The 23,967-nt window shown below is 68.6% G+C and carries 15 protein-coding genes; 5 read left to right on the top strand and 10 right to left on the bottom strand.

The window, feature by feature from the left end:
- Positions 1–40: 40 nt before the first annotated feature.
- The 5 genes from ACZYRS_RS11250 to ACZYRS_RS11230 all read right to left on the bottom strand — a co-directional run bounded on the left by ACZYRS_RS11250 (position 41) and on the right by ACZYRS_RS11230 (position 13,945).
- Positions 41–11,833 carry an amino acid adenylation domain-containing protein gene (locus ACZYRS_RS11250; protein WP_463419325.1) on the bottom strand — a complete coding sequence of 3,931 codons (11,793 nt, stop codon included), beginning with the start codon at positions 11,831–11,833 and terminating at the stop codon, positions 41–43.
- Positions 11,834–11,835: 2 nt separating this feature from the next.
- Positions 11,836–12,588 carry a thioesterase II family protein gene (locus ACZYRS_RS11245; RefSeq protein ID WP_463419324.1) on the bottom strand — a complete coding sequence of 251 codons (753 nt, stop codon included), beginning with the start codon at positions 12,586–12,588 and terminating at the stop codon, positions 11,836–11,838.
- Positions 12,588–12,839, bottom strand: a complete 252-nt coding sequence (locus ACZYRS_RS11240) for an MbtH family protein (RefSeq protein ID WP_198789323.1) — start codon at positions 12,837–12,839, stop codon at positions 12,588–12,590. Before ACZYRS_RS11240 ends, ACZYRS_RS11245 begins: the two co-directional genes overlap by 1 nt.
- Before the next feature lie 198 nt (positions 12,840–13,037).
- Positions 13,038–13,286: a DUF4880 domain-containing protein gene (locus ACZYRS_RS11235; protein WP_198789322.1), complete on the bottom strand. Its 249-nt coding sequence runs from the start codon at positions 13,284–13,286 to the stop codon at positions 13,038–13,040.
- A gap of 119 nt (positions 13,287–13,405) precedes the next feature.
- Positions 13,406–13,945 carry a sigma-70 family RNA polymerase sigma factor gene (locus tag ACZYRS_RS11230; protein ID WP_463422477.1) on the bottom strand — a complete coding sequence of 180 codons (540 nt, stop codon included), beginning with the start codon at positions 13,943–13,945 and terminating at the stop codon, positions 13,406–13,408.
- A gap of 318 nt (positions 13,946–14,263) precedes the next feature.
- On the opposite strand from ACZYRS_RS11230, the gene ACZYRS_RS11225 reads away from it, so the two are divergent.
- Both ACZYRS_RS11225 and ACZYRS_RS11220 read left to right on the top strand, forming a co-directional pair.
- Positions 14,264–15,064, top strand: coding sequence for a 4'-phosphopantetheinyl transferase family protein (locus ACZYRS_RS11225; protein WP_463419323.1), 801 nt, complete (start codon positions 14,264–14,266; stop codon positions 15,062–15,064).
- Entirely contained in the window at positions 15,061–15,906 is an 846-nt protein-coding gene (locus tag ACZYRS_RS11220; RefSeq protein WP_463419322.1) for a plasmid replication/partition related protein, read from the top strand. Before ACZYRS_RS11225 ends, ACZYRS_RS11220 begins: the two co-directional genes overlap by 4 nt.
- A gap of 34 nt (positions 15,907–15,940) precedes the next feature.
- On the opposite strand, the gene ACZYRS_RS11215 is transcribed toward ACZYRS_RS11220, so the two are convergent.
- Positions 15,941–16,528, bottom strand: a complete 588-nt coding sequence (locus tag ACZYRS_RS11215; protein ID WP_443083380.1) for a BPSL1445 family SYLF domain-containing lipoprotein — start codon at positions 16,526–16,528, stop codon at positions 15,941–15,943.
- Between the two features lie 242 nt (positions 16,529–16,770).
- Between ACZYRS_RS11215 and ACZYRS_RS11210 the strand changes: the two genes are divergently transcribed.
- Positions 16,771–17,445: a DUF418 domain-containing protein gene (locus ACZYRS_RS11210; RefSeq protein WP_463419321.1), complete on the top strand. Its 675-nt coding sequence runs from the start codon at positions 16,771–16,773 to the stop codon at positions 17,443–17,445.
- Here ACZYRS_RS11210 and ACZYRS_RS11205 read toward each other — a convergent pair.
- Together ACZYRS_RS11205 and ACZYRS_RS11200 are read right to left on the bottom strand one after the other, a co-directional pair.
- The gene (locus ACZYRS_RS11205; protein WP_463419320.1) at positions 17,429–19,255 is read right to left on the bottom strand and encodes a bifunctional metallophosphatase/5'-nucleotidase; all 1,827 of its coding nucleotides are present in this window, start codon (positions 19,253–19,255) and stop codon (positions 17,429–17,431) included. The two genes, ACZYRS_RS11210 and ACZYRS_RS11205, sit on opposite strands and share 17 nt — an antisense overlap.
- A gap of 85 nt (positions 19,256–19,340) precedes the next feature.
- Positions 19,341–19,829: a hypothetical protein gene (locus ACZYRS_RS11200; protein WP_463419319.1), complete on the bottom strand. Its 489-nt coding sequence runs from the start codon at positions 19,827–19,829 to the stop codon at positions 19,341–19,343.
- A 48-nt stretch (positions 19,830–19,877) separates the two neighbouring features.
- Here ACZYRS_RS11200 and ACZYRS_RS11195 point away from each other — a divergent pair, with 48 nt between their 5' ends.
- A complete protein-coding gene (locus tag ACZYRS_RS11195) occupies positions 19,878–20,672 on the top strand; it encodes a 2-keto-4-pentenoate hydratase (RefSeq protein ID WP_463419318.1) in 795 nt (264 codons plus the stop codon).
- Between the two features lie 8 nt (positions 20,673–20,680).
- Complete coding sequence (locus ACZYRS_RS11190; protein ID WP_463419317.1) at positions 20,681–21,568, top strand: LysR family transcriptional regulator; 888 nt, start codon at positions 20,681–20,683, stop codon at positions 21,566–21,568.
- 28 nt (positions 21,569–21,596) lie between these two features.
- Here the strand turns inward: ACZYRS_RS11190 and ACZYRS_RS11185 are convergent, their stop codons facing one another.
- On the bottom strand, positions 21,597–22,505 hold the full coding sequence (locus ACZYRS_RS11185) for an NAD(P)-dependent oxidoreductase (RefSeq protein WP_463419316.1): 909 nt from the start codon (positions 22,503–22,505) through the stop codon (positions 21,597–21,599).
- Positions 22,506–22,509: 4 nt separating this feature from the next.
- Positions 22,510–23,961: an aldehyde dehydrogenase family protein gene (locus tag ACZYRS_RS11180; protein ID WP_463419315.1), complete on the bottom strand. Its 1,452-nt coding sequence runs from the start codon at positions 23,959–23,961 to the stop codon at positions 22,510–22,512.
- Positions 23,962–23,967: the final 6 nt, after the last annotated feature.

Raw genomic sequence — 23,967 nt, 5'->3', positions numbered from 1 at the left:
CTGGGATGTGATCCGTACGTTGGCTTCGCGTTGCCGGGGTTCATGCAGCTTCTTCCATGCTGTCCATGAAGGCATCGATATCGGAGAGGGCATCGGCGAGCGGCTTTCTCTGGCCGGCACCGGTGATCAGGGCGGCCATGCCGCCCAGGGTCGGGTGCTGGAAGATGTCCTTGATCGACAGCTGCGCATGCATCGCGCTCTCGACGCGGGCCACCATCTGCACGGACATCAGCGAGTGGCCGCCGAGCTCGAAGAAATCGTCGTGGCGGCCGACGCGCGCCATGCCCAGCACCTCGCACCAGATGGCTGCGAGGGCCGTCTCGATCCCCCCCTGCGGCGCCTCATAGGCCCGCTCGCTGGCCCGCTCGGGCTCGGGCAGCGCCTTGCGGTCCACCTTGCCGTTGGCGTTCAGCGGCAAGGTCGCCAGCACCACGAAGGCGGCCGGCACCATGTAGTCGGGCAGCACCGCGCCCAGCCGCGCACGCAGGCCCGGCACGTCAATCGCGCGGTCTGCCTGCCCCGACAGGTACGCCACCAGCATCGTCGCGCCCGCCTGCTCGCGCGCGATGACCGTCGCCTCGCGCACCTCGGGCTGCGCCAGCAGCTGCGCCTCGATCTCGCCCAGCTCGATGCGGAAGCCCCGCACCTTCACCTGGTGGTCGATGCGCCCCAGGTAGTCCAGTTGGCCCTGCGCGTTCCAGCGCACCAAGTCGCCGGTGCGGTACAGGCGGCTGCCGTCCTCGGCCGCGATGAAGCGCTCGGCCGTAAGGCCGGCACGGTTGAGGTACCCGCGCGCCAAGCCTTCGCCCGAGACGTGCAGCTCGCCCGCCACGCCCAGCGGCACCGCGTTGAGCTGCGCATCGAGCACGCGCAGGCCCAGGTCGGGAATCGCGATGCCCACGGGGCTGCGCTGCGGGCCGATGTCCGCGGCGGTGATGCGCCGGTAGGTCACGTGCACCGTGGTCTCGGTGATGCCGTACATGTTGACCAGTTGCGGCTGCTGGTCGCCGTGGTGTTCGATCCATAAGCGCAAGCGCTGCGGCTCGAGCGCTTCGCCGCCGAAGATCACGACGCGAAGTGCCAGTGGTTCCGACAGCGCCTGCGGCAGGCTGGCCAGCTGGCCGAAGGCCGAGGGTGTCTGGTTGAGCACTGTCACGCGCTGTGTGCGCAGCAGCTGCAGGAAGTCTTCCGGCGAGCGGCTGACCCAGTAGGGCACCACCACCAGCTTGCCGCCGGTGCACAGCGCCCCGAAGATCTCCCACACCGAGAAGTCGAAGGCGTAGGAGTGGAACAGGGTCCACACGTCCTCGGGGCCGAAGTGGAACCACGATTCGGTCTGACTGAGCAGGCGCGTTACGTTGCGATGGCACAGTTGGGCGCCCTTGGGCCGTCCGGTGGAGCCGGAGGTGTAGATCACGTAGGCGAGGTTGTCCGGGCTCAGCGCCACGCTCGGATTCGTGTCGGGGTAATTGCTGAAGTCCGTGGTATCCAGCGGCAGCACGGCCACGCCGGCGGGCAGCGCGACCGAATCCTGTAGGTGGCTCTGGGTGAGCACCAGCGAAAGGCGGCTGTCTTCCACCATGTAGGCGATGCGGTCGGCCGGGTATTCGGGATCGAGCGGCACATACGCACCGCCGGCCTTCAGGATGCCCAGCAGCGCCACCACGAGCTCGATGCCGCGTTCCACCGCCACGCCCACGCGGCTCTCGGGACGCACGCCCAGTTCGATCAGGTGATGCGCCAGCCGATTGGCCCTGCGGTTGAGCTCGCCGTAGCCGAGCGTCTGTGCTTCGAAAGACAACGCGGGCGCCTCCGGGTGCAACGCAGCCTGGCGTTCGATCAGACGGTGCAGGGGTTCCGCATCGCCACGGTCTTGCACGCGCGCGCTCCACGCCGCGAGCTGCTGCTTCTCCTGCGCGGGCATCGGATCGATCTCGCAGACCGGCCGCGCGACCGGCTTCGCCAGCGCATCGACGATCCCTTCCAGCGCCGAATGCACCAGCCCGCAGACATACGCGGCCCCCACCGGCTCGTGGATCTGCGCCACGAGCTCGAAGCCCTCGCCCAGGTCGTCGATCGACAGGGTGAGCGGGTAGTTCGTGCGCTCGTCGGCACCGAGCACTTCCATACCTTCGAGCAGCAGCGTGCCCTCGGCCTGCTCCTGCGTGTAGCGGTAGTTCAGCAGCGCCGAGAACAGCGGCGCGCCGCCCGGCAGCGCCGTGCAGCGCTGCGCCAGCGCGAGGCTCGCGTGCTCGTGGTGCAGCAGCTGCGTGAGCGCGTCGTGTGTCTGCTTCACGCAGTGCGCCACATCGCGCGCGCCCAGCTTCACGCGCACCGGCAGCGTGTTGATGAACATGCCCCAGGCCCGGTCCGTGCCCTGGCCGCCCTGCATGCGCCCGAACAGCACGGTGCCGAACACCACGTCGTCCTTGCCCGTGGCCTTGCCCAGCACCAGCGCCCATGCCAGGTGGAACAGCGTCGCGGCCCCCACCCCGTGGCGCTGCGCCTCGCGCCGCACCCGCTGCGCCAGTTCCGGCGCCAGCCTGAGCTTGGCCTCGCGCACCCGCGTGCCGTCGCCCTGCACGTCCAGCAGGTTGAACGGCGCCGTCGGCTCGTCCACATCGCCCAGCATCCGCCGGAAGAACGCCTCGTGCTCGGCCTGGCTCACGCCCAGGCGCGCCTGCGCCACGAAGCGCCTGAAGGGCACCGGCTCGGGCAGCTCGGCTTCGCGGCCCTGCTCGATCAGCGCGATCTCCTCGACCAGCAGGTCCAGCGTCGTGTGATCCAGCACCAGGTGGTGGCTGGGCAGTTGCAGCAGCCATCGGTCGCTCGCGTCGTCGTGCGCGGCGATGGCGCGGATCATCGGCGCCTCGCGCACGTCGATGCGGTAGTGCGAGGGGTGGACGTGGGCCGCGAGTCGGCCTGCGACGTCCGAGGCCATGTCCACGTCCTGCAGCCACTGCAGGTTCAGCGTCGCATGCCGCTGCACCACCTGCACCGGCTCCTTCAACCCTTCCCACAGCACCGCGGTGCGCAGGATGTCGTGACGTGCGATCACCTGGTTGAAGCTGGCGATGAAGCGCTCCAGGCGCTGGCGGCTGTCGAAGCTCAGGCCCAGCGGCGTGACGTAAGCATCGCCTTCCGTCTGCAGCAGGTGGTGGAACAGCATGCCCTCTTGCAAAGGGGCCAGCGGGTAGATGTCCTGGATGTTGATTGCACCGCCCTGCACCGCCGATTCGATGCGCGCGATCTGCGGTGCATCGAGGTCGATCAGGGTGACCATCTGCGGTTCGATCGCCTTGCAATCGGCGGGGATGCCGTTGGGCGGGACGATGACTTCGCGGTCCCTCGGGCCATCAGCCCCTTGCACCAATGCCTGCGCAAACGCAGCGAGTTGCGGATGCTGGAACAGCGTGCGCACCTGCACCGACCAGCCCAGCGCGCGCACGCGCTCCAGCAGCCGCAGCGCCAGCAGCGAGTGGCCGCCCAGCTCGAAGAAGCCGTCGTTGCGGCCCACGCGCGCCACGCCCAGCACGTCGGCCCAGATCGCGGCCAGTGCCTCTTCCACTTCGCCTTGCGGTGCCTCGTAGGCGTCCGTGTTCTCCAGCCCGGGTTCGGGCAGCGCCTTGCGGTCGACCTTGCCGTTGGCGTTCAGCGGCAGTGCGCCGAGCACCACCACCGTGGAGGGGACCATGTAGTCGGGCAGCACTTCGCCCAGGCGTTGGCGCAGTTCGGCCGAGCCGATCTCGCGCCCCGCGTGCGCCGAGACGTAGCCCACCAGGCGCGCGCCCAGCGGGCCCTCGCCGGCCACCACCACGGCTTCGCGCACCTCGGGCTGCGAGAGCAGCTGCGCCTCGATCTCTCCGAGCTCGATGCGGAAGCCCCGGATCTTCACCTGGTGGTCGATGCGGCCCAGGTACTCCAGCTGGCCCTGCTCGTTCCAGCGGACCAGATCGCCCGTGCGATAGAGCCGCCCGCCCTTGTCGTCGAACGGGTCCGCCACGAAGCGCTCGGCGCTCAACCCGGGCCGGCCGAGATAGCCACGCGCCAGCAGCGCGCCGCCGATGCACAGCTCGCCCGCCGCGCCCTGCGGCACCAGGCTGAAGTCGGGGCCGACCACGCGCAATGCGCGGCCCGCCAGCGGCACGCCAATAGGCATGCGCAGCGGCACGCTTTCGTCGCGCACCTGCAAATAGGGCGCGCAATCGAGCACCGACGCTGTGACCGTCGCTTCGGTCGGTCCGTAGGTATTGAGCAGCGCGATGTGCGCGAGCCCCGCCTGGCGCCAGGCATTGAGCCCTTCGGGCGGCATCGCCTCGCCGCCCGCATGGACCTGCCGCAGCGCGCCGTACGGGCGCTCGCCATGGCGCGCGAAATCTTGCGCGAGCAGCAGCCAGTAGGCCGTGGTGAGGTCGGCCACGCTGATGCGCTTGTCGATGAGTTCGCGGTAGAAGGTCTCGCTGTCCCACAGCGCGGGACCGCGCAACACGATGGCGGCGCCCGCTGCGAGCGGCGGGAAGGTCTGCTCGATGAAGCCGTCGAAGTTCAGCGTCGAGAACTGCAGCATGCGGTCCGACGGCACGAGGCCGAAGAACCGGATCGATTCCTGCGCATGCTGCACCAGCGCGCCGTGCGAAATGCCGACGCCCTTGGGCCGCCCGGTGGAGCCCGAGGTGTAGATGAGGTAGGCCAGGCCGCCCGGGTGCAGCGCGACCTGCGGATCGTGCGCGGGCTCCGCAGACAGGTCGAGCGTATCGAGCGCCAGCGTCGGCAGCGAACCGCCGGATGCAAGGCGCCCCGCGATGTGCGACTGCGTGAGCAGCAGCGAGATGCCGCTGTCGCCGACCATGTAGGCCAGGCGTTCGGCCGGGTATGCCGGGTCCAGCGGCACATAGGCGCCGCCGGCCTTCAGGATCGCGAGCAGGCCCACCATCATCTCGACGGAGCGCTCCACCGCGATGCCCACGCGGCGCTCGGGCTTCACGCCCAGGTCGATCAGGCGGTGCGCGAGGCGGTTGGCCCTCGCGTTGAGCTCCGCGTAGCTCAGCGTTGCATCGCCGAACACCAGCGCGGGTGCCTCGGGCCTTTCTTTCGCATGACGCTCGAACAGGCGGTGCACGGGCTGCGCGTCGTCGTAGCGTTGCGGGTTGACGCCCCAGGCCGCGAGCTGTTGCTTCTGCGATGCGGGCACCAGGTCGAGGTCGCATGCGAGCTGCGCGGGGTGCGTTGCAAGCGCGCGGGCGATCTCGGCGATCGCCGCGTGCATCAGGCCGCACACGCGCTGCGCGTCCACGGCCTGGTCGATCAGCGCGACCAGCTCGAAGCCGTCGCCCAGGTCGTCCACCGACATGTCGAACGGGTAGTTGGTGAACTCGCGGCCGCCGAGCACTTCCATGCCTTCGCCCAGCGGGTTCTTCGACGACTTCATCGGCCGCGGATTGAAGCGGTAGTTCAGCAGCGCCGAGAAGAGCGGCGTTCCGCCCGGCAGTGCCGTGCAGCGCTGCGCCAGCGAAAGTCCGGCGTGCTCGTGGTGCAGCAGTTGCGTGAGCGCTTCATGCGTCTGCTTCACGCACTGCAACACGCTCTGGGCACCCAGGCGAATCCGCAGCGGCAGCGTGTTGATGAAAAGGCCGACTGCGCGTTCGGCGCCTTGTCCACCCTGCATGCGCCCGAACAGCACGGTGCCGAACACCACGTCGTCCTTGCCCGTGGCCTTGCCCAGCACCAGTGCCCACGCCAGGTGAAACAGCGTCGCCGCCCCCACCCCGTGGCGCTGCGCTTCGCGTCGCACCTGCTGCGCGAGTTCGGGCGCCAGTCGCAGGCGTGCCTCGTGCACCCGCGTGCCGTCGCCCTGCACGTCCAGCAGGTTGAACGGCGCCGTCGGCTCGTCCACATCGCCCAGCATCCGGCGGAAGAACGCCTCGTGCTCGGCCTGGCTCACGCCCAGCCGTGCCTGTGCGACGAAGCGCCTGAAGGGCACCGGCTCGGGAAGCTCAGCCTGCCGGCCCTGCTCGATCAGCGCGATCTCCTCGACCAAGAGGTCAAGCGTCGTGTGGTCCAGCACCAGGTGGTGACTGGGCAGTTGCAGCAGCCAGCGGTTGCTTGCGTCGTCGTGCGCGGCGATCGCGCGGATCATCGGCGCCTCGCGCACGTCGATGCGGTAATGCGAGGGGTGGACGTAGGCCGCGAGTTGTGCGGCGACATCCGAGGCCATGTCCACGTCCTGCAGCCATTGCAGGTTCAGCGTCGCATGCCGCTGCACCACCTGCACCGGCTCCTTCAATCCTTCCCACAGCACCGCGGTGCGCAGGATGTCGTGGCGTGCGATCACCTGGTTGAAGCTGGCGATGAAGCGCTCCAGGCGCTGGCGGCTGTCGAAGCTCAGGCCCAGCGGCGTGACGTAGGCATCGCCTTCGGTCTGCAGCAGGTGATGGAACAGCATGCCCTCTTGCAGGGGCGCGAGCGGGTAGATGTCCTGGATGTTGGAAGCACCGCCCTGCACTGCCGATTCAATGCGCGCGATCTGCGGTGCATCGAGGTCGATCAGGGTGACCATCCGCGGTTCGATCGCCTTGCAATCGGCAGGAATGCCGTTGGCGGGAACGATCACATCAGTGCTCTGTCGTTCATGCATCAGGGCCTGCGCAAACGCAGCGAGCTGCGGATGCTGGAACAGCGTGCGCACCTGCACCGACCACCCGAGCGCGCGCACGCGCTCCAGCAGCCGCAGCGCCAGCAGCGAGTGGCCGCCCAGCTCGAAGAAGCCGTCGTTGCGGCCCACGCGCGCCACGCCCAGCACGTCGGCCCAGATCGCGGCCAGTGCCTCTTCCACTTCGCCTTGCGGCGCCTCGTAGGCGTCCGTGTTCTCCAGCCCGGGTTCGGGCAGCGCCTTGCGGTCGACCTTGCCGTTGGCGTTCAGCGGCAATGCGCCGAGCACCACCACCGTGGAGGGGACCATGTAGTCGGGCAGCACCTCGGCCAAACGTTGGCGCAGTTCGGCCGAGCCGATCTCGCGCCCCGCGTGCGCCGAAACGTAGCCCACCAGGCGCGCGCCCAGCGGGCCTTCGCCGGCCACCACCACGGCTTCGCGCACCTCGGGCTGCGAGAGCAGCTGCGCCTCGATCTCTCCGAGTTCGATGCGGAAGCCCCGGATCTTCACCTGGTGGTCGATGCGGCCCAGGTACTCGATCTGACCTTCACCGTTCCAACGCACGAGATCTCCCGTGCGGTACAGCCTGCCACCGCTGCCGAACGGGTCTGCGATAAAGCGCTCAGCACTCAACCCCGGCTTGTTCAGATAGCCCCGCGCCAAACTCACCCCGCCCAGGTACAACTCCCCCGCCACGCCCCGCGGCACGAGGTTCAAATCTCCGTCCAGCACATAGCCCTGCGTGTCGCTGATCGGCTGCCCGATCGGCACCAGCGCCTGCCCGTCGTCCCGGCAGGTCCAGCGCGTAACGTGGATGGTGGTCTCGGTCGGGCCGTACAGGTTCTGCAGCGTCGCGCCACCGAGGCGCTGCAGCGCTTCCTTCTGCGTCTCCGAGGGCATCGCCTCACCCCCGCAGATGATGTGCTTCAGGCGCGTGCTCGCCTCGATCCCCGGGTGCGCGAGGAAGGCCTGCAGCATCGCCGGCACGAAGTTCAGCGTGGTGATCTGGTGCCTCTGGATCAGCTGCACCAGCCGCTCGGGGTCGCGGTGATCGCCCGGATTGGCCACCACCAGACGGGCGCCGGCGGTCATGGGCCAGAACAGCTCCCAGCACGAGACGTCGAAGCCGAACGGGGCCTTGTGCAGCACGGTGTCTTCTTTGCCCAGGCCATAGACCCTTTGCATCCACGCCATGCAGCTGTGCAGCGCATCGTGGCGGATGGCTGCGCCCTTCGGGCGGCCGGTGGAGCCGGAGGTGTAGATGACGTAGGCGAGGTGCTCGCCGTGCAGCGGAATATTCGGATCTGTCTCGGGTTCGTCGGCGAGGTCGAGGTCCTCCACTTCGAGGAAGGTGAGGCCTTCGCGCGCAGCGATGTGATCGCGCGTGGCGCGGTGGGTCAGCAGCAATCGGATACCACTGTCCTCGACCATGTACGCCAAACGCTGCGTCGGGTATTCGGGGTCCAGCGGGAGATAAGCACCACCGGCCTTGAGGATGGCCAGGATGCCCACGACCATCTCCACGCTGCGCTCCATCGCGATGCCCACGAGCACATCGGGACCCACGCCCAGCGCGATCAGGCGATGGGCCAGGCGGTTGGACCTTCGATTGAGTTCGAAGAAGCTCAGGGCTTCATCGGCGAACAGCAACGCCGTGGCCTCGGGCCGTGAGCGGGCGTGGCCTTCGATGAGACGGTGTACGGGTTGCAGGCCGGGCTCGCGGTGCGTGTTCACGCTCCATTGCGCGAGCTGCGCCTTCTCGGAGGCATCCAGCAGGTCGACATCGCCGACCGCCTGTTCGCCGCGGCTGGCCAGCGCGCCAAGGATCGCCACGTAGTGCCCCGCCATCCGCTCGATGCTCTGCGCATCGAACAGTTCGGCCGCATAGATCAGGTCGAGCTTCAGTCGGCCATCGGGCCGCTCGCGCGCCTCGAGCACCAGTTCGAATTGCGCCTGCAAGTCCGGCAGCGCATGGTCGCTCACCGCGATGCCGCCGAGCCGCTCGAGCGCCCGATGGTCTTCGAACAGGTGGTTGAACATCACCTGGAACAGCGGACTGCGGCTCATGCTGCGCTCGGGCTGCAGCGCCTGCACCAATTGCTCGAACGGCAGGTCCTGGTGCGCCTGCGCGCCCAGCACGGCTTCGCGTGCCTGGGCCAGCGCACGCGCGAGGCTCGTGCGCCCGTCGATGGCGTTGCGCAGCACGAGCGTGTTGACGAAGAGGCCGATGACGTTCTCGAACTCCACGCGGTTGCGGTTGGCGATGGCGGTGCCGATGCGGATGTCCTGCTGGCCGGTGTGGCGGTGCAGCAGCACCTGCAGCCCCGCGAGCAGCACCATGAAGAGCGTCGCGCCGTCGGCCTGCGCGAGCCCGCGCAACTGGCCGAGCAAGGACGCGGGCAGCTCGAAGCCATGGCGCGCCGCGCGGTAGCTGGCTTCGGGCTGGCGCGGACGGTCGGTGCGCAGCTCGAGCGCTGGATGCTCCTTGCCGAGCTGCGAGCGCCACCAGGCCAGCTGGCGCTCACCCTCGCCGGCCGCGAGCCATTCGCGCTGCCACACAGCGTAGTCGGCGTAGTCGGCGTACTGCACCCGCGGTGCGGCAAGCATGGCCGCGCTGCCCTGCAGGCGCGCGACGTAGCCGGCCGCCAATTCGTCGATCAGCACCTGCATCGAAGCGCCGTCGGACACGATGTGGTGCATCACCACGGCGAGCACCTGGCTGTCGTCCGCGGTGCGGATCAGCGCGGCGCGAACCAGGCGGCCCTGTGCCAGGTCGAAGGGTGCGGACTTGAGGCGATGGGTTTCATGCGCCAATCGCGCGCCCTGTTCGCCGGCGGGCAGGCCACGCAGGTCGATCAGTTCCAGGGGCAGCGTGCCCGTGGCCGCGATCCATTGCGCGGCCGAGCCATCGGCCTCGACGTGGAACGCGGTGCGCAGCGATTCGTGGCGTGCGACCAGGTCGCCAAGCGCCGCTTGCAGCGCCTCGGCATCGAGCGATCCGGCCAGGCGCAGCGCACCGCTCATGTGGTACGCGGCGCTCTGCGGATCGAGCTGCCAGAGGAACCACTGGCGCTCCTGCGCGTGGGACAGCGGCAGCGCCTGGTGCCTCCGCGCCGCGGGCAGCGTGGCGATGGGAACCGGGCGGCTGTGCGCGGCCTGCGCGCCCCGTGCGATCTGTTCGCGGACTGCGGCGGCGCACTCGGAAAGCCGCGGCCTCTCGAACAGCATGCGGGCCGGAAAGGCGATGTCCCATTGCGACGAGATGCGCGCCGCGGCCTGCGTGGCGGTGAGCGAGCTGCCGCCGCGTGTGAAGAAATGGGCGTCGCGCGCAAACGGCTTGTCGGACGGTGCCTTGAGCACCTCGCGCCAGATCGCATCGACCGCGCGCTCGACCTCGTCGAGCACGGGTGTCTCGGCCTGCGCCTCGGCAGGACCGCCCTTGACGAAGACGTCGCGCTCGTAGATCGCGTAGGCGTCCGCGCTGCGATCGAGCCAGCCCGCGCGGCAGGCGCTGCGCTGCAGCTTGCCGCTGGTGGTCTTGGGCATGCCGCCCGGGTTGAGCAGCAGCACGGCCGAGAGCGCCTCGCCGAACACCTCGCTGACCGCGGCACTCAGCGCCTCGACCAGCACCTGCGGCGGCACCAGCTTCTGCATGCTGCGCGACACCTCGGCCGCGGCGCCGATGCCTTCGCCATCGGGCCCATTGGCGGCGAAGACCGCCACGCGCCCCTTGCGCACCGCGTCCACCTCGGCTTCGATGACGCGCTCGATGTCCTGCGGGTAGATGTTGTGGCCGCGCACGATGATCAGGTCCTTGATGCGGCCCGTGACGTAGAGCTCGCCGTCGCAGACGAAACCCAGGTCGCCGGTGCGCAGCCAGCGGCGGCCCGCGTGCTCGACGAAGGTCTCGGCTGACTCGCGCGGCTTGCCCCAGTAGCCGGCGCCGATGCTCGCGCCGCTCACCCAGATCTCGCCGATGCGGCCGGGCTCGGCCACCGCCGACAGCGTGGCGGGATCGACGATCTCCACCACATGATCGACCGCCACCGCGCCGCAGCCCACGAGCAGCGTGCCGCCCTCGCGCGGCGCGCCCCTGCCCGCAGCAAGGCCGTCGGCGTCGAAGCCGCGCGCGACCATGCCGCCGCCGCGTTTTCCGCCAGTCACGAAGAGCGTCGCTTCGGCGAGGCCGTAGCAGGCGTAGACCGCGCCCGCATCGAAGCCCGCGGGGGCGAAGCGTTCGATGAAATCGAATTCGGTATCGGCGCGCACGGGCTCGGCGCCGGTGTAGGCCACGCGCCAGCTCGAGAGATCGAGCTGCGCGATCTGCGCGTCCTTCACGCGCTCCAGGCACAGCCGGAACGAGAAGTCCGGCCCGCCGCTGAGCGTGGCGCGGTGGCGCGAGATCAGCTCCAGCCAGCGCACCGGGCGCTCCAGGAAATAGCGCGGCGACGTCAGCACCAGCGGAATGCCGCTGTAGAGCGGCTGCATCAGGCCGCCGATCAGGCCCATGTCGTGATAGAGCGGCGCCCAGGAGACGAACTTGTCGTCCGGACCGATGCCCATGCCGGCCTGGATCGCCTGCTCGTTGGCCATCAGGTTGCCGTGCGTGACGATCACGCCCTTGGGCGCCGAGGTCGAGCCCGAGGTGTACTGCAGGAAGGCAATGTCGTCGCCCCTCGGCGCGAAGGGCTGCCAGGCATCGGCGAGCGCGATGTCGACCGCATCGACGGCGACGATCTGCACATCGCCGAACTGGTTGCCGGCCGCCGACATCGCGGCGCTCAATGCGCACGACGTGAGCACGCAGCGTGCCTGCGAATCGGTTGCCACGCCGGTGAGCCGCGCCAGGTGCTGCGGCCGGATGGACTCCGGCGGGAACACCGGCACCGCGATCACGCCGCAGTAGAAGCAGGCCAGCATGCTCACCGCGTAGTGGTCGCCGTTGTCCAGCATGACGAGCGCGCGGTCGCCCTTGGCGAACTGCTGCTGCAGGCGCGCCGCGAGCGCGCGCACGCGCCGCTCGAAGACGGCATAGGTAAAGGTCTGCTCGCTCAAGACGCCATCGACCTCGTCGACCACGGTGAGCCACACGTCGTGCGGACGCTGCTCGGCCAGCGCGCGCAGGTGCGCCACGAAATTACGCGGTTGCCGGCCGACGGATTCCGTCGCGAGCGGTTCAGTCATATCTACCCTTGATGCGCCAGCAGTGGCGCTTGATGAAGATGCGTCGGCAGACGCCGTGCGAGGGCCGCGAGAAAGGCGGGCTCGTGTTGCCGGAGAAAGAAATGGCCGCCCTCGAACCAGTCGAGCGTGAAGGCGTCGCGGGTCTCTTCGGACCAGGCCGCCATGGCCGGTGCCTCGATGTCGTCCTGGCGTCCCGCGAAGGCGTGGACGGGCAGCGGCAACGGCGGCCGGCCGGGCGTGTGGACGTGGCTGCGGCAGACGCGGCGGTCGGCGCGCAGCGTGTCGAGCGTGATGCGCATGAGCTCTTCGCTCGCGAACACCGCTTCGGGCGTGCCGCCCTGCTTGCGCAGTTCGGCTGTCAGCGCCGCGTCATCTTCACCGCCGTCGAAACGCCCGGGGTCGCGCCGGGAAGGCGCCTGGCAGCCGGACGCCAGCAGCGCGCGCGGCAGGGGCCGCCGCAACGACTGGAGCCGGCAGGCCACGCCATGGGCGAGCAACGCGCCCATGCTGTGGCCGAAGAGCGCGAAGTCGCCGCGCATCGCGTCGGCCTGCTCGGCGCAGATCCGCGCGACCAGCGCATCGAAGTCTTCGATGAAAGGCTCGCCCATGCGCGCGCCCCGCCCCGGCAGTTCCACCGGCACGATGCGGACCCACGGCGGCAGGAAACGCCGCCACCGCAGGTACATGGAGGCGCTGGCACCCGCGCACGGCAGGCACAGCAGCGCAAGGGGCGCCTGGGGCACCTGGGCGCTCATCAACCGGCAGTGGTTTGCGTGGCCGGTGCGCCTGCTTGCTGCTGCATCCAGTCGCGCAGCGACCTGGGCCGCATGTCGGTCCAGTGGCTCTCGACGTAGGCGAGCACGGTCTTCTTGTCGCCCCGCACGCCCTCGACGGCGGTCCATCCGCCGGGAACAGCCTTCCAGTGGGGCCAGATGGAGTACTGGTCTTCGTGATTGACCAGAACGATGAAGGTCTCGTCTTCGCGGTCAAAACAGCTCGTCGACATCGGTGCATCCTTGTGTGATTAAACAGAGAGAAGGAGCGCACCGCAGCCGATCGCGGACCGGACGGGATCTCGGCGCCCCTGCCAAGAGGACGCTTCAGAGACCGATCTGTTCATTTTTCACGGCGGGACGGCGAGCGCCGTGGACGTGCCGGTGCCGAACGCGCGCAGGGGGGCGCGTTCGCGATGGATACGGGGGTTTTACTTGCCGGCGCGAGGCTCTGCGTCGTCGTCGGGCAAGTCGTCGCCGAGGTCGTTGACCGGAGGAACGAAGCCCGCGAGGAGCCAGAGCCGAGCGGCCTTGTCGTAGGCCTGGCGGTGCGCGGGCTCTGCGAGGAGCCAGGCCGTCATTTCGGCGCGAGCGGCCTCGTCGAAGCTTTCGCTGTCGTGCTCGCGCTGCACCCAGTCCCATGCGGTGTTCCAGATGGGATCGCCCGTTTCCTGTGTCATTCGTGAAGCTGCTTGCGTTGTCCGTCGAGGCCGGGTCTTGAACGGACCCGGCCGGTCCAGCGCGCATTCTCGCGGGAAACGGGCGCGACCCCGCTGCGTAGAAGCCGCAAAAGCCGCAGCTAGCGCGCGTCGCTCTCCAGCAGCAGGTGGCCGCACGACTTGATGGCGTTGGCGGCTTCGGCGATCAGACCGTTCACCAGGCCCAGCGCACAGCCGAGGCGCGCCGCGATCTCGCGCTGCGTGAGGCCTTCGAGGCGGTAGAGCTCGAACACGAGGCGCGTGCGGGGCGAGAGGCCGGCGAGCACTTTGTCGATCGCGGTGATCACCTGGCGCTCGCACATCATGCGGTCGGGGGTGGAGGCGGTGGTGGGCATGTCGAGGAGTTCCACGTCCACGTCGAAGGTGCGATAGCTGGCTTCGACGCGGTGACGGCGGCAATAGTCCAGCGCCATGTTGCGCACCACCTGGCAGCAATAGCCGATGGGACGGTCGGCTTGGCGGACGCATGGGCCGTCGGCGATTTTCAGGTAGGCGTCCTGCACGACGTCGTCGGCCAGGTCGGCCGTGTTGACGATCTTCCGGGCGACCCGCCAGAGCTGCGCCCGGTGGGTGATGAAAACCTCCGCGAGCGAAGGCTCGGACGAATGCGGCGACGGCATGTTCAACACCTCTTCCTCCAGTTCCAGTGGGCGAGCCGAGACGGGCCGCAGGTTCGATTTACTACTTTCGATGCAAAAATCGAAATAAGAATCATTGCTATTTATAGGCGGATTTTGAGGCATTTCCATGACCCTTCCGGATCAACACTCAAACAAACGACATGAGGAGCCCCGAGAAAATCCGCTACGGCGGATCGGACGGCCAAGCGATCCGCGAGAGAACGCGGAACCCGGCACAGGGGGTCGCGATAATAGCCCACTTCGCTTCGTGCAAGCATCTGAAAAAAAAGTGATCGCGGCGAAGCGCTGCTGTCCACCATGCACCGCGCCGACCTTCTCCTCCCTTTGCCTGCGGGCGATATCCATCTCTGGTTCTGCCCCCATGGCGAAGCCGGCGATCCCGCGCTCGACGCCGCCTATCGCGCGCTACTGACGCCGCAGGAACTGCAGCAAAAAGATCGTTTCCACTTCGCACGCGACCGCTATCGCTACCTACTGACCCGGGTGCTGGTGCGCTCGGTGTTGTCGCGCTATGCGCCGGTGCAGGCGTGCGACTGGCGCTTTGCCAGCGGAAGTTTCGGCCGCCCCCGCATCGATGGAGAAGCGCACGGCCTGGACTTCAACCTGAGCCACACCACCGGCCTCATCGTGCTGGCCGTTGCACGAGACAACGAACTCGGCGTCGATGTCGAAAACCTCCGCCGCTCCGCCGTGCTCGAAGCCGTCGATCACTACTTTGCCCCGTCCGAGGCGCAGTCGCTCGATGCATTGCCGGCCGCATCGCAACCGCATCGCTTCTTCGAACTGTGGACCCTGAAGGAAAGCTACATCAAGGCCCTTGGCATGGGCCTGCAGATTCCGCTCGATAGCTTCGCCTTCGCACTCGACACCCCCGGCGACATCGGATTCACCCTCGCCGATCCGCGCGACGACCCCACACCCCACTGGCACTTCTTGCAACTGCAACCCACCCCCGACCACATGGTGGCCATCTGCAGTTCCACCGACGCGCGCATCGTGTGCCGCGAAACGACGCCGCTGCAATGGGAGCGCCCGCTGCAAGTCCCCACGACACGCGCATCTAAAATTCCGCCCCTTTCCCCGATCCCTCCCTCATGAACATCGTCGTCAACGAAGAACTCAAAGCCTATATCGATCCCATGTCTCCGGAGGAATACGCGGCGCTGGAGCGCAGCATCCTCACCGAAGGCTGCCGCGACGCGCTCGTGCTATGGGGCGAGGTGCTGGTGGACGGCCACCACCGCTACGGCATCTGCCAGAAGCACGGCCTGCCGTTCCAGACGGTGCAGAACACGCACTTCAAGACGATGGAGGACGTGCACCTCTGGATGATCGACCAGCACCTGGGCCGGCGCAGCATCTCGGACTATCAGCGCGGCGTGCTGGCACTCCGAAAGAAAGTCATCGTCGACGACCAGCGCTCCCGCGCGCTGTCGGAAACCTCGTCGTCGGAAGATCCGCCATTCGATGTCGACGCACCCGCCGGCGAATCTCCGGCCGACAACGCCAGCGCCCTGCCTCCGCCCGCCCCGCTGAACAGCCGCGAATCCATCGCCAAGGCCGCGCGCCTGAGCAGCAGCCAGGTCGTGATGATCGAGAAGATCCAGAAGCAGGCCGCGCCCGAACTGGTGGCCGCCGTGAAGTCGGGTGTGATCTCGATCAACACCGCCGCGGCCGTCGCCAGCCTGCCTGCAGAAGAGCAGGTCTCTGCGGCGAACGCGGGCAAGGACGAACTCAAGCAGGCCGCCAAGCGCGTGCGCGAGGCCAAGCGCAAGCCGCGCGCAGAGCCGCCGGAATCCGCATCGGACGATCAGCCCGCCAACCCCGATGCGGTCGAACTGCTGCAGCAGCGCGTGGCCGAACTCACGCGCGAGAACGACGCCCTGCGCAGGCAGGTCGCCGATCTGCAGGCGCAACTGTCAGAGCAGTTGGCCGGGTGACGACGGGGGCGCAAGCCCCGCGTCGGCGTTTGCCTTACAGCTGGATCTCGGTGATCTTCGCGCCCGACAGCGAGACGCCAGCCTCCAGCCCCACATTGGTCAGCACGAAGCCCACCACCGGTTGCCGGATCGTGTTGGTATCGATGCTGCCGTTGGCGCCGATGGTGGCGACAGCCACCGTAGCGTCGGCGCCGGCCGTCCAGCCCTTGCTGCCGCGGAACTTGTCGAGCGCCGCCTGCGTGGTGAACAGGTAGATCACGGCCTTGGACTGCGCGCCGGCCTGGAATCCCACCGAGCCCGCGGTGGTGCTGTAGTACGACTGCGTGCGGCCGTTCACGCGCAAGGCGCCGCGCCCGTATTCGGCGCCGACGCCCAGGCTCGCCCCGACCACGGCCGGGAACACCAGCACGCCGCTGGACTTGGCAACCAGTTCGCGCGAGCCCCTCACGGAGTCATACAGCTTGGAGAGCGACGCATCGACCTGCGCGTCGATGGACGTGCGCGACGACGCGCTGCTGGCCTGGTCCTGCGGGCGCGTCGTGGTGCATCCGACGAAAGCCAGGCTGCAGGCCGCAACGACGGACGAAAACGCAAGAGTGCGGAGGTTGATGCGGAGGTTCATGGTGTTCATGATGTTTCCTTTGCAATGACATGGATCGGCGGGAAAGCCTCTGCCTGCGGCGGCAGATCAGGCCATGCTAAGACGGCCCCGACACGAAAAAACACATGTGGGAAAACGACCTACGCGAAGTCAGGCCGCGAGCCTTCGCGGCGGGTCGTGCCGGGGGAAATCCGGCCGCGAACGCAATGTTCGTGCAATGCCGATTCATAGCATCACGACCAATCCCACAACCGCGTACTTCGATGACATCCAAGACCGCCCGGACGTTGCCCGTGCCGCCCGCGCACGCCGCTCGACTCACGCTGCCGGACGCATTGCGCGGCTTCGGCTTGTTCGGCACGCTGATGGCCAACCTGCTCGGCAGTCCCTCGGGACTCGCGATGGCCGGACTGTTGGCGCTGACGATCGCGAGCCTGTGGATCGGCCGCGCACCCGTGCTGCGTGAATCGATCGCGCATCGCCGCTTCTGGCGATACCTGCTGTGCGTGAGCCTTGGCATCGGCCTGATCGCCACGATGCGCGCGGACGCTGCGAATGCCGCACTGCTCGCTTGGGTCGCGTGGGTCGCGTTCTTCGCTGCAGCCTTCGTCCTTCTCTTTCAACAGGCCGCATGGCGCCGATGGCTGCAGAAGCTGGCGCCCACCGGCCGGATGGCCTTGACGAATTTCCTGGCACAGACGCTGCTCGGCCTGTGCCTGATGCGCGGCACGAGCCTGCAAATCGACCTGGCGAGCCTGGTGCTCTGCGGTGCCGCGATCTTCGCGCTGCAGGCCATGGCCAGCTGCTGGTGGATGGCGCGCCACAACGCCGGCCCCGTCGAATGGCTGGGGCACAGCCTGGTCCGCGGCAGGCGCCAACCGATGCGGCGCCCGACCGTGGATGCCGATCGCCCCGCCGCGCTCAGGGAAGCAGCGTGATGCGGTCCGTTGCCGGCGGTGCGAGCGGGCTGTTGGCCTTGATGTAGGCCTCCAGCGCGTCCACGTCCTGGTCGCCGCCGAGCGTGTCGGTGCCCTGGTTGAACACGGTGAAGTTGTCGCCGCCGGTGGCCAGGAAACTGTTCATCGTCACGCGGTAGTTCGCCGCCGGATCGATGGCCGTGCCGTTGAGCGCCATGTTGCTCACGCGCGCCCCGCCCGGCGCCGAGGCGCTGTAGCTGTAGGTCAACCCGCGCGAGGGCAGCAGCACCTTCGGCGCGGCCGGCGTGTTCGAGCCGCTGTTGAACTGCTGCTCCAGCACCGCCTTGATCTGCGCGCCTGTCATCGTCTTGACCACCAGGCTGTTGCCGAAGGGCTGCACCGCGAAGATCTGGCCGTAGGTCACGCTGCCGTCCTGTGCGGGCGCCAGGTCGGCGCGCACGCCGCCCGGGTTCATGAAGGCGATCTGCGCGGCGCCCTTGCCCGCCGGGCTGGTGGCAGCCAGCTGCGCATCGGCGATCAGGTTGCCCAGCACGCTTTCCTTCGACGGCGTCAGCGTGCGCGTGGCCGTCGCGGTGAGCGAGCCCACGACGCGCTGCACCAGCGGGCCGGCAATCGCGAGGTACTGGCTGATGAGCGCGGCCACCTCCTGGTTCTTGCCGAACACGGGGTACTGGTCGGTCAGCGCGACGGTGGTCGGGCCGCTGGTGAAGGCCTCGCCCTGCACGATCACGTTGTCCGCGGCCTTGGCCGTCACCTTGCGGGTGCGGGTGTCGATGGTGAGGTCGATGTCCGTCAGCAGCGTGCCGTACTGGCCCGCGCTCGTCAGGAGGAACGGCTTGGCCGGGTTGGTCTTGCCGTAGTCGCAGACGTACGAGCGGTGCGTGTGGCCCGAGATCACCACGTCCACCGCCGCATCGAGCTTGTTCAGGATCGGCAGGATGTCGCCGCTCAGGCCCGCGCAGCTCTTGTCGTTGTAGCCGACGGTGGTGGTGCCGCCTTCGTGGATCACGACGACGATGGCGTCCGCGCCCTGCGCCTTCAGTTGCGGGATCAGCGCGTTGGCCGTATCGGCTTCGTCCTTGAAGCTCAGGCCCGCGACGCCCGCGGGGGTCACGATGTTGGGCGTGCCTTTAAGCGTCATGCCGATGAACGCCACCTTCACCGTGGCGCCGTCCTTGGTGAAGCTCTTCATGCCGGTGGCGGGGAACAGCGTGTTGCCGTCGGTCTTCATCGTGTTGGCCGCGAGGAAGCCGAAGTTCGCGCCGGGGAAGGCCTTGTTCACGCGGCACGGTTCGAGCGCGGTGTTCTTGGCGCAGCCGCCGTTCTTCATGCGCAGCAGCTCGGTCTGGCCCTTGTCGAACTCGTGGTTGCCGACGGCGTTGAAGTCGATCTTCATCGCGTTCACGGCCTCGATGGTCGACTCGTCCAGGAACAGCGCCGACACCAGCGGCGAGGCGCCGATCATGTCGCCCGCCGACACCACCGCGTTGTTCGCGTTCTTCGCCTTGAGCGACGCGACGGCCGAGGCCAGGTAGGCCGCGCCGCCCGCGGGCACCGCCACCGTGCCGCCACCGGTGGCCGGTGCGGTGATCGAGAGCTTGGGCGGCTCCAGGTTGCCGTGCAGGTCGTTGAAGGCGATGAGCTTCACCTCGATGCTGCCGGGCAGGGCCGGCGCGGGGGGCGGCGGTGCGGGCGCCGGGGCCGGCGGAAGAATGGGAAAGAAACTGCCCGAATTGCCGCTGCCGCCGCAGGCGGACACCATCACCAGAACTGCGCTTGCCAGCGCGACGTGCCTCAACGATGCATGCATGGATCTTCTCCTCCGTATTGGAATGCAGCGCATGCTGGCCACGCGACATGACGGCGGCGTGACCATCCCTCGACCGCGCAGGGGCTCAGGGCAGCGCCACCAGTTCCATCGAAACCTCGGGGCCGAACGCACTGCGCAACAGGATGCGGGCGCGGGCGCTGCGCTCGTCGGAGAGCGACTGCACGGCCAGCCAGCCATCCTTCGGCCGCCGCTGCAGGTGCCAGCCTTCCTGTCCGAGACGGATCAGTTCAGCCAGCGCCGCGGCGTCCGCCACCGGCAGCGCGGACGGCACGATGTCGAGCCAGTCCACGACTTGATCGGTCTCGCCGCCGAGCCGTGCCGCTGCGCCTTCCGCCAACGCGCGCTGCGTGGCCACATCGCGCACCGCGCCCTGCAGGACGATGCCGTTGCCGTGCCAGCGAATCTCCAGCGGCGGGCCTGCCGCCGCCGAGGTATACGCCGTGAAGTGCCATGCGGCGACCAGCGCCATCAGGCAGGCAATCGCCGATGCGATGACGACGGGTCGCGAGTGAAGGCGGCGTTGTGTTTTCAAGGCCGCGAGCGTGCCATGCACAGCGTGACACACCTGTGACCGCAACCTCATCGCATGTAGACTGATTCGATGAACCCCGAAGCCGTACTCGCCCACTACGACAAGGCCGCACCGTGGCCTTCGGACCGCCCCTCCCTCGGTCGCACCGACGTCGCCGCCGCCTACCAGGACGCGCTCGCGCTGCGTGCCCTGCGGCTGCAACGCGGCGAGCGGCCGGTGGGCTACAAGATCGGATTCACCAACCGCACGATCTGGCAGCGCTACGGCGTGTTCGGGCCGATCTGGGGACCGGTATGGAACACGACGCTCACGCGCTGCGACGGGCACGGAACGGTGGACCTCACGGGCACCGTCCAGCCCCGCATCGAGCCGGAAATCGTCTTCGGCATCGCCGCGACGCCGCCGCGCGATGCCACGCTGGCGCAGGTCTTCGACTGCATCGAGTGGCTCGCACCGGGTTTCGAGATCGTGCAGTCGCACTGCGACTGGAAATTCACCGCCGCGGAAACCGTGGCCGATGGCGCATTGCATGCCCGCCTGCTTGTCGGCCGCGAGACGCCGGTTCGCCAGTTCGCGCGCAACGGCGTCGAGCTCGACGACAAGCTGGCGGCCACGCATCTCAAGTTGCTCAAGGGCGATGCGACGATCGACGAAGGCACCGGCATCAACGTGCTCGACGGCCCGCTGCATGCGCTCCACCACTTCGTGCAGGAGCTGCAAAGCTGCCCCGGCGCGCCCGAGCTGCAGCCCGGCGACGTGGTCACAACAGGCACATGGACCGACGCCTGGCCCATCGTGCCCGGCGAAACCTGGCGCGCCGAATTCGAGGCACCGTTCGATTCGCTCGACATCACCTTCCGCTGAACGGACCGATGCGGCCCGACCTCGACTCCCTCGCGCTCTTTTTGAGCGCGCTCGAATCCGGCAGCCTGTCGAAGGCGGCCGAGGAACATCACCTCGTGCTGTCGGCCGCGAGCCGGCGCATCCGCATGCTCGAGACCGAGTTCGGCGTGCCGCTCTTCCAGCGCACCTCCAAGGGCGTGACGGTGACCGGCGCGGGCGAGTCGCTGGCGATCCACGCGCGGCTGATCCTGCGCGACGTCGACCGCATGCGCGCCGATCTCTCGGACTACGCGCAAGGCGCGACCGGCCGCGTGCGGCTGCAGGCCAATGCATCGGCGATGGGCCAGTTCCTGCCCGACGACGTGGCGAGCTTCCGGCGCAGCTATCCCGAAATCCGCGTCGATGTGGAGGAGCACCGCAGCGTGTGGATCGTGCAGGCGATCCGCGACCGGCATGCCGACGTCGGCGTGATCACCGGCGACACCGCGGACACGACGCTCAATTTCATTCCGTACCGCATGGACAGGCTGGTGGCCATCGTCCACCGCAAGCACCCGTACCGCAGCCGCGAGGTGTCGTTCGCGGAGCTGCTCGATTTCGATTTCGTGGGCCTGGAGAACGACTCGGCCATCGCCCGCACCATCGAGGATGCGGCCGTCGCCGCGCGCAAGGTGCTGCGCCTGCGCGTGAAGGTCAAGAGCTTCGAGGCGGTGTGCCGGATGATCGAGGCCGGCATGGGCGTGGGCATCCTGCCCGAGGGCGCCGCCGCCACCTACCGCAAGGAAATGGGCCTGCGCTTTCTGAACCTGTCGGACGCGTGGGCGTCGCGCCGCATGTACCTGTGCACGCGGCAGGAGACGCTGACGTTTCCGCAGCGCCGCCTGGTCGATCACCTGCTCTCGCGCTACGTGCCGTAGCACCGTATCGCGAGGTGGTGCGGGTGCTTTACTTCTTCAGCGCTTCGACGAGGTCGAGCACCATGCGGTCGGGACCGAAGGTGTCGATCCCTTGGGTCAGCAGTTTCTCGACGGCTTGCGCAATGCCGTGGCTCGCCGACGACTGCTGCGCCATGTCGTTGTAGTAGCCCAGGTCCTTCTTGGCATTGGCCATCGAGAACTTCAGCGAGTCGGTGCTGCCGGTCAGGAGCTTGGGCTTGACGCGCTCCAGCGCCACGCCGTTGCCGCCGCCCTTGGCGAGCACGTCCACGAACACATCGGGCGCCACGCCGGCGCGCTCCGCGCACGCAGCCGCCTCGCACAGCAGCGCCACGGTGCCGAGCGAGACGAAGTTGTGCAGCAGCTTCATTGCATGACCGGCGCCGATGCCGCCCACGTGCGTGATGTTCTCGGCAAAGCAGCGCAGGAGCGGCAGGCACGAAGCCAGCACCTCGGCATCGCCGCCCACCAGCAGGTTGAGCCGGCCTTCGGCGGCCTCCTTGGCGGTGCGCGTCATCGGCGCATCGAGGAACTTGCCGCCCTGGGCCTGCACGGCCTCTGCGACCTTGGTGGTGGAGTCGGGCACGGCGGTCGAGCAGTCGATCACCACGGTGCCGGGGCGCAGGCTGGCGAGCGCGCCCCCCTTTCCATCCTTGCCCAACATCACGGCCTCGACCTGCGGTGTGCCGGTGACACAGAGGATCAGCACATCGACGTCGGCAGCCAGTGCCGTCACGTCCGACACGGCCGTGGCGCCGGCCGCGAGCAGCGCGCCGACGGGCTGGTTGCCGGGGTGGTCGAGGATGGTCAGCTTGTGGCCGTGCTTGACGATGTTCTGCGCGATGCCGCTGCCCATCAGGCCGACGCCGACCAGGCCGACGCGGCGGGGCGCTTGTGCTTCTTGTGCGTTCGTGTTCATGGGTTCATCCGTGTTTGATGGCGATCGTCTTGAGGGTCGTGAAGCCTAGCAGGGCTTCGAAACCCTTCTCGCGGCCGAAGCCACTCGACTTGACGCCGCCGAACGGCAGCTCCACGCCGCCCGCCGCGCCGTAGTTGTTGATGAAGACCTGCCCGCAATGCAGCTTGTTCGCCACGCGCAGTTGCCGGCCGCCGTCGCGCGTCCAAACGCCGGCCACCAGGCCGAAGTCGGTGCCGTTGGCCAGGCGGATCGCCTCGGCCTCGTCGGCGAAGGGCATCACGGCCAGCACGGGGCCGAAGACCTCGCGCTGCGCGAGTTCGCTGTCCGCGGGCACATCGCGGAACAGCACGGCCTCCTGGTAGTAGCCGCTGGCCGAAGCGTTCGGCGAGACGGTGCCACGCGCGGCCACCTTCACGCCGTTCGCCTCGGCGGTCGCGACCATGTCGCGCACCTGGCGGAACTGCTTTTCATTGATGAGCGGGCCCATGTCGAGGTCGTCGGCGGGCGGCCCCGAGCGCACGGCCGCAAAGCGCTCGGCCAGCCGTTTCACGACCTCTTCGTACACCGATTGCTCCACCAGCACGCGGCTGCCCGCCGAGCAGGTCTGGCCAGCGTTCTGGATGATCGCGTTGAGCAACACCGGCACGGCCGCGTCGAGGTCCGCATCGGCGAACACGAGCTGCGGCGACTTGCCGCCGAGCTCCAGCGTGACGGGGCAATGCCGCTCGGCCGCCGCGAGGCCGACGCTGCGACCCGTGACGGTCGAGCCGGTGAACGAGATGTGGTCGATGCCCGGGTGCGCGCACAGCGCGGCGCCCGTCTCCTTGCCGTAGCCGGTGACCACGTTGAGCGCGCCCGCGGGAAAGCCCACCTCGGTCGCGATCTCCGCCAGGCGCAGCAGCGAGAGGCTCGCGTCCTCGGCCGGCTTGACCACGCAGGCGTTGCCCGCGGCGAGTGAGGCGCCCACGCTGCGGCCCGCGATCTGCATCGGGTAGTTCCAGGGAATGATGTGCCCGGTCACGCCGTGCGGCATGCGCACAGTCAGCACCGTGTAGCCGCGCTCGTAGGGCAGCGTGTCGCCGTGCAGCTTGTCGCAGGCGCCGGCGTAGTACTCGAAGTAGCGCGCGAGCGCGGTCGCGTCGTTGCGCGCCACGCGCAGCGCCTTGCCGGTGTCGCGCGCTTCGAGTTGTGCGAGCTCCTCGTGGTGCTGCATCACCGCGACGCCGAGCTTGGCCAGCAGGCGGCCGCGCTCGAGGGCGGTCATCGCGCCCCAGGGGCCGTCGAAGTTCTCGCCGATGGCCCTGCGTGCGGCGCGGACGGCGGCGTCCACATCGGCAGCGGTGCCGCGTGCGATCTCGCCGAAGCGCTGGCCGTCGCTCGGGTCGATCACGGCGATGGTGTCGGCGCCCTGCGAGGCCACGCGGCCGCCGTCGATGTAGTGGGTTGCTGCGGTCATCTTGTC

Source organism: Variovorax sp. AC194 (assembly GCF_979257995.1).
This window is presented reverse-complemented; position numbering and strand designations above follow the sequence as displayed.

Bases quoted from the DNA above. Each gene is read 5' to 3' on its own strand.
- ACZYRS_RS11220 (WP_463419322.1), top strand. From the start codon at position 15,061: ATGAACATCGTCGTCAACGAAGAACTCAAAGCCTATATCGATCCCATG.
- ACZYRS_RS11195 (WP_463419318.1), top strand. From the start codon at position 19,878: ATGAACCCCGAAGCCGTACTCGCCCACTACGACAAGGCCGCACCGTGG.
- ACZYRS_RS11205 (WP_463419320.1), bottom strand. From the start codon at position 19,255: ATGCATGCATCGTTGAGGCACGTCGCGCTGGCAAGCGCAGTTCTGGTG.
- ACZYRS_RS11235 (WP_198789322.1), bottom strand. From the start codon at position 13,286: ATGACACAGGAAACGGGCGATCCCATCTGGAACACCGCATGGGACTGG.
- ACZYRS_RS11190 (WP_463419317.1), top strand. From the start codon at position 20,681: ATGCGGCCCGACCTCGACTCCCTCGCGCTCTTTTTGAGCGCGCTCGAA.
- ACZYRS_RS11240 (WP_198789323.1), bottom strand. From the start codon at position 12,839: ATGTCGACGAGCTGTTTTGACCGCGAAGACGAGACCTTCATCGTTCTG.
- ACZYRS_RS11180 (WP_463419315.1), bottom strand. From the start codon at position 23,961: ATGACCGCAGCAACCCACTACATCGACGGCGGCCGCGTGGCCTCGCAG.
- ACZYRS_RS11245 (WP_463419324.1), bottom strand. From the start codon at position 12,588: ATGAGCGCCCAGGTGCCCCAGGCGCCCCTTGCGCTGCTGTGCCTGCCG.
- ACZYRS_RS11210 (WP_463419321.1), top strand. From the start codon at position 16,771: ATGACATCCAAGACCGCCCGGACGTTGCCCGTGCCGCCCGCGCACGCC.
- ACZYRS_RS11230 (WP_463422477.1), bottom strand. From the start codon at position 13,945: ATGCCGTCGCCGCATTCGTCCGAGCCTTCGCTCGCGGAGGTTTTCATC.
- ACZYRS_RS11225 (WP_463419323.1), top strand. From the start codon at position 14,264: ATGCACCGCGCCGACCTTCTCCTCCCTTTGCCTGCGGGCGATATCCAT.
- ACZYRS_RS11215 (WP_443083380.1), bottom strand. From the start codon at position 16,528: ATGAACCTCCGCATCAACCTCCGCACTCTTGCGTTTTCGTCCGTCGTT.
- ACZYRS_RS11185 (WP_463419316.1), bottom strand. From the start codon at position 22,505: ATGAACACGAACGCACAAGAAGCACAAGCGCCCCGCCGCGTCGGCCTG.
- ACZYRS_RS11250 (WP_463419325.1), bottom strand. From the start codon at position 11,833: ATGACTGAACCGCTCGCGACGGAATCCGTCGGCCGGCAACCGCGTAAT.